This window comes from Bifidobacterium sp. UTCIF-1 (genome assembly GCF_006408915.1).
Classification (GTDB): domain Bacteria; phylum Actinomycetota; class Actinomycetes; order Actinomycetales; family Bifidobacteriaceae; genus Bifidobacterium; species Bifidobacterium reuteri.
Genome location: NZ_JFAG01000006.1, coordinates 122,826 through 130,435, shown reverse-complemented (window position 1 = coordinate 130,435; position 7,610 = coordinate 122,826). Strand labels below are relative to the sequence as shown.

9 protein-coding genes are annotated in these 7,610 nt (G+C 63.6%); 1 reads left to right on the top strand and 8 read right to left on the bottom strand.

What is annotated here, in order from left to right; all coding sequences use genetic code 11:
- A partial coding sequence (dnaX, locus tag BW09_RS04305) for a DNA polymerase III subunit gamma/tau (RefSeq protein ID WP_258184987.1) occupies nucleotides 1-1,178 on the bottom strand: 1,178 nt, incomplete at its 3' end.
- Between the two features lie 160 nt (nucleotides 1,179-1,338).
- On the opposite strand from dnaX, the gene BW09_RS04300 reads away from it, so the two are divergent.
- Nucleotides 1,339-1,938, top strand: a complete 600-nt coding sequence (locus BW09_RS04300; protein ID WP_044089435.1) for a TetR/AcrR family transcriptional regulator — start codon at nucleotides 1,339-1,341, stop codon at nucleotides 1,936-1,938.
- Nucleotides 1,939-1,969: 31 nt separating this feature from the next.
- On the opposite strand, the gene BW09_RS04295 is transcribed toward BW09_RS04300, so the two are convergent.
- The 7 genes from BW09_RS04295 to BW09_RS04265 all read right to left on the bottom strand — a co-directional run bounded on the left by BW09_RS04295 (nucleotide 1,970) and on the right by BW09_RS04265 (nucleotide 7,386).
- The gene (locus BW09_RS04295) at nucleotides 1,970-3,106 is read right to left on the bottom strand and encodes a diacylglycerol kinase family protein (RefSeq protein ID WP_044089468.1); all 1,137 of its coding nucleotides are present in this window, start codon (nucleotides 3,104-3,106) and stop codon (nucleotides 1,970-1,972) included.
- Nucleotides 3,107-3,155: 49 nt separating this feature from the next.
- Nucleotides 3,156-3,509 carry an Rv3654c family TadE-like protein gene (locus tag BW09_RS04290; RefSeq protein ID WP_081977826.1) on the bottom strand — a complete coding sequence of 118 codons (354 nt, stop codon included), beginning with the start codon at nucleotides 3,507-3,509 and terminating at the stop codon, nucleotides 3,156-3,158.
- A 44-nt stretch (nucleotides 3,510-3,553) separates the two neighbouring features.
- A complete protein-coding gene (locus tag BW09_RS04285; protein ID WP_052382091.1) occupies nucleotides 3,554-3,931 on the bottom strand; it encodes a TadE/TadG family type IV pilus assembly protein in 378 nt (125 codons plus the stop codon).
- A gap of 5 nt (nucleotides 3,932-3,936) precedes the next feature.
- Nucleotides 3,937-4,221 carry a DUF4244 domain-containing protein gene (locus BW09_RS04280; RefSeq protein ID WP_081886637.1) on the bottom strand — a complete coding sequence of 95 codons (285 nt, stop codon included), beginning with the start codon at nucleotides 4,219-4,221 and terminating at the stop codon, nucleotides 3,937-3,939.
- A gap of 505 nt (nucleotides 4,222-4,726) precedes the next feature.
- Nucleotides 4,727-5,383 carry a tadC protein gene (locus tag BW09_RS04275; RefSeq protein ID WP_140463877.1) on the bottom strand — a complete coding sequence of 219 codons (657 nt, stop codon included), beginning with the start codon at nucleotides 5,381-5,383 and terminating at the stop codon, nucleotides 4,727-4,729.
- A 119-nt stretch (nucleotides 5,384-5,502) separates the two neighbouring features.
- On the bottom strand, nucleotides 5,503-6,231 hold the full coding sequence (locus BW09_RS04270) for a pilus assembly protein (RefSeq protein WP_181161773.1): 729 nt from the start codon (nucleotides 6,229-6,231) through the stop codon (nucleotides 5,503-5,505).
- A gap of 72 nt (nucleotides 6,232-6,303) precedes the next feature.
- The gene (locus BW09_RS04265; RefSeq protein ID WP_140463908.1) at nucleotides 6,304-7,386 is read right to left on the bottom strand and encodes a CpaF family protein; all 1,083 of its coding nucleotides are present in this window, start codon (nucleotides 7,384-7,386) and stop codon (nucleotides 6,304-6,306) included.
- Nucleotides 7,387-7,610 lie beyond the last annotated feature (224 nt).

Below are 7,610 nucleotides of genomic sequence, written 5' to 3'. Positions count from 1 at the left end.
GGGGGGGTTCCCCCGCCATTCTGTGCGGGGGCTCCGGCCGAAGGCGCGGCGGATGCCGTAAACGCAAAACCGGTTTCGGCGCCTGCGAGCAGCCTGGCGGCCAGCAGTTCGAGCCTCATACGCGGCGAAATAGCGCCGGTCATGGCGCTGAGCGTGTCGTTGATGATGTCCGCCATCACTGTGAGCGGGCCAAGACCCAGAGCGGAGGCCTGCCGATGCAAGTCGCTCATGTCCTCGGCCTCGGCCGTGTCTGACAGCACGGATTCAGCGGAATCACCGGCCAATGTGAGCACCAGGAGGTCACGTACTCGGGCCAGCAGATCCTCCACGAACCTGCGCGGGTCGAATCCACCGACCACGACCTTTTGGATCACCCCATACAGGGCTTCACCGTTGCGGTCGATCACCGCATCCACGGCTTCGCCGATCAGCGCCTCCGGCGTGAAGCCGAGCAGCGCCACGGCGGCATCATGCGTGATCACGCCCTCGACAGAGCCGACCATGAGCTGGTCGAGCACGGACAGCGTGTCTCGCATGGATCCGCCGCCCGCGCGCATGGCGAGTTTCAGCACGCCCGGCTCAGGCTTGATGCCCTCTTTGGCGCAGATCTTTTCCAGATACGGTCCCATAACCTCTTGCGGCACCAGACGGAACGGGTAGTGGTGGGTGCGCGAGCGGATGGTGCCAATCACCTTATCGGGCTCGGTGGTGGCGAAGATGAACATCACATGCTCGGGCGGCTCCTCCACGATTTTGAGCAGCGCGTTGAAGCCCTGCTGCGTGACCATGTGGGCCTCGTCAAGGATGAAGATCTTGTAACGGTCGCGGGCGGGGGCGAAACCGGCGCGTTCGCGCAGTTCGCGGGCGTCGTCGACACCGTTGTGGCTGGCGGCGTCGATCTCCACCACGTCGATGGAGCCCGGGCCGCCGGTGGCCAGGTCCTTGCAGCTTTCGCATTCGCCGCAGGGGTGGGACGTCGGCCCTTTGGCACAGTTGACGCAGCGCGCGAGGATGCGGGCGGAGCTGGTCTTACCGCAGCCGCGGGGGCCGGAGAACAGGTACGCGTGCGTGAGCTTGCCCTCGTCAAGGGCCCGCATCAGCGGAACAGTGACCTGATCCTGGCCGATCACACCTTCGAAGGTGTCGGGACGATAGCGTCGATACAGTGCAAGTGCCATAGCTACTAACCTACCTTGCCCTCGATAATTTGCGCGAGTCGGACGGACGGCCTCCCCAGACGGGAGAAGTCTTCCCCACCCGGCACGAATCGGCCGGGCGACCGCATACGCTCACAGGTATTAACATAGTGTCAATAATGGTTGTCATCAGGAGGTGCTCATGGGCGAGAACTTCGAGAAGCCCCGCGTCACCCGCGGCGACGTGAGGCGCGAAGCCATCGTACGGGCCGCACGCAAGATCTGCCTGGAGAAGGGGTTCTCCAAGATCACCGTTTCGGACATCGCCGGCGAGGTGGGCATGACCCGTTCGCTGTTCTACCATTACTTCCCCGATAAGGACTCAGTGGCCAACGCCGTACTGGACGATGTGATCGACGAGATCCTCGCCCGGCTCGGCCGGTGGAACAGCGAACGTGAAACCGGCAACGTGAACAAGGCACTTGACGATATGGTGCGGCTGCTGCGCGCGCTCATCGCGGATGAAAGCCCGTTCTCCAACCGGATGATCCAGGACGGCAACGCCGGCCTGTACATCAAGTTCATCGACCGGGCAGCAGACCGCATCGCAGACTACATCGCCCAGACCACCGTGCATGATTTCGAGCAGATGCACGGCCTGCCGATCCGCAACGTGCACGAGACCTTCTTCACGCTGATTGTGGGGCTGATCTCCTTGCTGCGTTCACATCCGGACATCAGCGACAGCACCATCAAGCAGGTGATCGCGCAAACGCTGCACATCGAAAGCTACATCCAGTAACATCCGGCAGCAGCGCCGGTGGCACCTCGTTCTAGTGGAATTCGCCGGTCAATGGGTCGCGGCCATCGCGGGTGACCGCTTCGGCCATATGCGCTGCGGCATCCACCTCACGCGCCGCCACGGCCGGAGGCACGAGCACACGAAGCGCACGGCTTTCCGTCGTCACTCGCACCGGACCCCGGCCGACATATTCGCCATCGGCCATCAGCACCGGAGGCTCATCGCCCTCGTCGGCACGCGTGATTTCGATGCTGCGGATACGCTTCCAGCCGAACACCCGTGAGGCGAGCAGCCGACCGTTGTAGGCGTTCGAGATCGCCACCGCGCATTCGCGGACATTCGGCACATGGTCCATCCACACCAAATCGAGCATCCCGTCGGAGAAGCACGAATACGGCGAGACTTCGATGCCGCCACCGATATGCCGCGAATTGGCGACCGTCAGCAGCGGCGAGATGATGTCCCGCTCATCCGTGGATCCATCCGCCAGCGTGGCCTTGACATGATAGCCGTAGCGTTTCATGCGCGTCAGCTCCACGAGCACCGCGGCGAAATACCGCAGGCTGCCGTTCGGCAGATGCGAATGGTTCGCACGGTCATTGATGCTGGCATCAATGCCACAGGACAGCATTCCCGCATAGTAGCGGTCAATGGGATGCGCCTGGGCAGCCGACTCCCCCGCCGGTACCTCATACTCACTGCCAGTAGAGGGGTCGACCGAGTATCCGCCCGGCAGGGAGGTCACCCGGCCCATGTCCACATCCATATGAGACCCGCGGACAATGGCGCCCACGATGCCCTCCACCGCCGTCTCGATGCGGTTCACCGGCAGTTTGAGCCCGCGCGCGAAATCATTGCCCGAGCCCATCGCCACAATGCCCAGTGGCTTGCCGCTGAGTCCCACGGCATTGGCGCCGAGTGCGATCATGCCGTCCCCGCCGACCACCACGAGATAGTCGTACTCATGCGAGTGTTCACGCGCACGGTTCAACGAATCGTTGAAGCTCGTTCCGGTGAGGTCGGTCACCGTGAAACCGTGGCGTCTGCCGGCTTCGTGCAGCAAGTCCAACACGCGAGCATCGACTTCGGCACCGCGCCCCTTATCCGACGTGGGGTTGCCCACCAGCCCTATGACGTGACGGCGTTCGCTGTGTTCTCTCTCGGTCATGCATTCACCATAACCAAGGATGCGAACGCACGCCAGAGCGCACGCCATGTTAATCGCACAGCACAGGCCCGGCTCGTGCCTCCTTGCGGACATGCGGGGCGAACGGCACATCGGTGGCGACGCTGATCGCAAGGCGGATATCGTCGCCCTGCACTTCGCAGTCGGCAAGTACCGCCTCATTGGCTGCGGCGATGCCGCCGGCGAAGGCGCACGGGTCGTCGAGCCCCTGATGCCATAAGGCGTACGCGGCATTGAACGCCGCCAAATCGGCGATGGAGCGCGCCTTATGTTGGCAAAGCATCAGATTGCCGACAAGGGCGATCACCGTCAGCATCACAGCGGCGAGCATCACCAGCATGGCACCGGCCATGGTGCCTGAGCCTTCCTCAAGACGCGCTTTCATCGCTACCTCGGTTCTTGGATTCTCTTGGGTATCATTTGGGGCGATTATTGCGTGACGGCGGTGGCTTCACCGGTGACCTGCACTGGGGTCAGATTCATCGGTCCAGGCAGCACCGGACATGTCACCTGCACTTGCGTGGTCCGTTCGGACCGCCGTACATCGACAACGACCTGCGCGCGCGCCACCTCTGCGGCGACGCTGCGAGCGCGCGACTCGTCCGCCGACACCACCAGCTCCCTGGCGGCCGCCGACGCCGCACTGCGGCAATCGGCGGACACAAGAGTCACGCGACCCAACGCCAGGATGAGCCCGGCTATGGCGACGACGCTTGGCAGGACGACAGCAAATTCCGCAGTGGCGGCACCCGTTTCAGGGTCCGGCGGCAGACGGGCCATCCAATGGAACCATGATTGGCATCGCATGGCCGCTACCCGATGTTCAACGCTTTTTTGATGATGTTCATCAGCAGCGTCTTGACGGCATCGGATTTGAGGATGGTGACCAGAAGCGCGGCGAACCCGGTGGCGGCTACGAGCACCACGGCGTATTCCGCAGTGACCGCACCCTCCTCGGGACGTTCGATGAATGTGCGTATCTGGGCGTCCATGAGACATAACCGACGGTTGATGCGGGCGCGCAAGCCGACTATATCCCCGGGGGAATCGGCCAGCCGCACGAGATCGCGGCTTGGGGTGGCATGGCGTGTGAGCATGTGAGCTCCTTTCTTCACTGACAGCACGGCATTGTGATTGGTTGACCCCGCACCGGCGTGGCCGGCATGGGGTAGTACCACTGTGAAGGATTGCGTCGCGGCATGCACGCCGATACGGGGTATGTGGTTCTAGCTTGCCAAGTTATCCACATCCCGGCGTGTCATCCACAGCACATGTGGATAAGCGGACATCGCCAGTGGGCTACCGGGCCGCCACCAACCCGGACCAGACACCCAGGCCTAGTGGTCCGTCTCACACATAATTGAGGGATTCAGCTTCGTGTCTCTCCCCCAGTCAGCTACGCTGACAGCCCGTCCCGCAAGTACGAACGCGCTCCGCGCGCAGCTTGCCGGCTCCCTCTGATGAGGGAGCTCCCGGCGACAGCCGGGTGAGGGAGAGAAACACACAACACAGTCGTCCCCTGTCTCTCCCCCAGTCAGCTACGCTGACAGCCCCCTCATCAGAGGGGGCCAACATAGGACACCGTCGCAGGGGCTTCCGCAGTCAGCTGATGAAAGATACCATCGAGGGAATCACCCCCACCATGATGAACGCCGGCAGAAAGCACAGTCCCGTGGGCACGAGCAGCTTGACGGAGAGCCGTGCAGCCCGGCGTTCTATGGCCGACCGCTCGTCGGCGTCAAGCTGTTCCAGAGCGGATTCGAGGCGCACAGCCGGGGCGTCGCCATGCAGCCACGACGGCTCCAGTGCCGCGCGAATCACTGCCACCGAGCCGGCGTCGTCGGCAGCCCCGGCCGTTGTCTTAGTTGTTGTTTTGGTCGTCGCTCCGGTTGCCGCCCTGCCCGTCGCCCCGGTTGCCGCCCTGCTCATAGCCCTGGTTGTCGCCACGCCCAACCCGCCGGCAGTCGCCCCGTCCGACGCATCTGTAATCGCCCCAGCCGCCGAATCGGCCATCGCTCCGGCCGTTGCCCCGACCATCCCATCGTCGCAGTGTTCCGCCATATGCCAGGCATCGGACCAAGCCACCCCTTGCTTGAGCAGCTCACCGGCCTTGCCAATCGCCCTTCCGCTGCTGCCGTCTGCCGCGTATCCCACCGCTGCGCACGCATCAGGAATCGACGCTCCCTGCACCAGCGCCACGCGCAATAGGCGCAATATCAGCATGGTATGCGTGGCATCATCCGGCTCATCCTCCGCCATCCCAGCATGAGCGGAGGAGGGTCCGGCAGTCAGTCGTTCCCGCACCGGCAACGGAACAGTACGCAACCATACCGCGACTGCACAGCATACCGACGCTCCCCAAGCCCAAAACACACCCGTCATTCGGCGCCCCCGCGAAGCAGCGCGCGCACCCACAACAGACCGATGACATAGCAACAACAGCCAGCCAGCAGACAAGCCAGCCCTTGCGCCGAACCCAGCAGGAACTCCACCGGATGTGCGCCCATCAACTCGCCCAACAGCATGGTCACCATCGGCAAGGCGCTGAGCATGCCGACCGTCGCCTTGGGAACGGCGAGCGCCTGCGATTGAAGGTTCTGCAGCAATCGCATCTGCCGGTACCCGGCCAGCACCACCTCCAGGCAAGGCGAGGCGCGGCATCCCAACCGTTCGCCGACCTTGGCGGCGGCGTATGCGCCACGGGCTGCGCGCGCGGCCTGCATCCGTGTCTCATCCGGCATCCGCCGCCGCTCGAATGCCGTGGCGAGACGGTGTATGGTGATCTCCCGTGTCGCGAAGCGCCGCCCGTATTGCTCCTCGCAGGCCTCAAGCAGTGTGCCACCGCTGTTCATGCGCGCGATCATCGCCGTCAGCATCTGCGCGACGCCTATGCGACGAACCGTATTGTTCTTTTCGACTGCAATACTGCCGGCATTGGCAGCGGTATTGTTGCAGTCGATACTGCCGGCACCTTGGTTTCGACGGGCACCTTGGTTTCGGCGGGCACCTTCCCACCTGATACGCCCGGCGACGCCGTCGCCCGGCCATGGCCAGAGACACACGGCGAGCATCGCCAGCATCATGCTCCACAACGGCAACGCATTCATTGTTTCGCCTCATTCCATCTCATCCCGACCTGGCATTGCACGTTCGCTTCCTTGCGCGGCGGCCAGTGGGATTCAATCAGTATCGAAGTAGGAGCGCGCGGATTGCGCGGGTTCCGCAATGCTCCATCGCATCAGGAACTGCAACCATTCCGGTGCATACTGCGGCTCCCCTATGCCCGACCATTGCGCCAGAGGGACGCCCTGCAGCCCGCCGCCCCGGCTTTCCAACCGGCCTATCTGCGCGATTCGCCTGCGCCCATCCGTCCGCTCCACGTGCAACACCGCGTCGAACGCATCCTCCGCCATCATCGCCATCGCCTCCGGAGCGACGCCGGCCAGCAGACCGAGAGACACCAGTCGCGGCGGCACGCGAGCCACATTGTCCGCATGAAGCGTGGTCATGCCGCCGCGATGCCCCGAGTTGAACGCGCGCAGCAGGTCCACGATCTCCTCACCCCGGCACTCCCCCAGCACCACGCGGTCGGGGCGCATACGCAACGTTGCCTTGACCAAATCGGCAAGGCTCACCGCGCCCGCACCCTCCACATTCGCTTCACGTGCCATTAAAGACACGTGGTTCCGATGACCGAAATCGCCTAATTCACGCACTTCCTCCACGGTGACGACGCGTTCGTCCGCGTCACATTCCGCCAGCAGCGCCTTGACCAGCGTGGTTTTGCCCGATCCGGTTCCTCCGGTGACCAGAATCGTCGCGCGCCCATGCACAAGCCCCTGCAGCACAGGCAACCAAGCCATCGGAAACATGGCGTGCCGCGCCAGCTGAGGCAATGCGAGCGCAGTATCGCTCGGCAAGCGGATGGACAAGGCAGCGCCTTGCGGCACCAGAGGCGCAATCACCGCATGCACGCGGACGCCGTCCACAGTGGAAGCGTCCGCGATCGGCGAAGCATCATCCAGTCTTCGCCCCAGCTGCGCGCATAATTGCGTGGCGTACTCCCGCACCACTTGCGGTGAGCGAAACGGCACACGTAGCCGGTGTTCCCTCATGCCGGATCCCCGGTCCGCCCATACCCGACCGTCACAAGTCACTGCGATATCGGTCACCGCCGGGTCGGCGACGACTTCGTCCAGCAATCCGAACGTAGGCGCGGCTGCCGCGCCGGATTGCGAACCATATTGTGAATTGGATTGCATGATATGCGCAGGCATGGCCACCTCCTAGTGGTCTGCGTCAGAGATTCGTTGCCGAATTGACTACCCCTCAGTCCCGCTTCGCGGGCCAGCTCCCCTGACAAGGGGAGCCGAAATTAAGCCAGCTCGTCCTGCAATCAGGGACGCGCTTCGCGCGCGGTTTGTCAGCTCGCCTGTCGACTCGCACAGCACCTACAAACATCTCCGCTGTCTGCTTTACGGTGCTG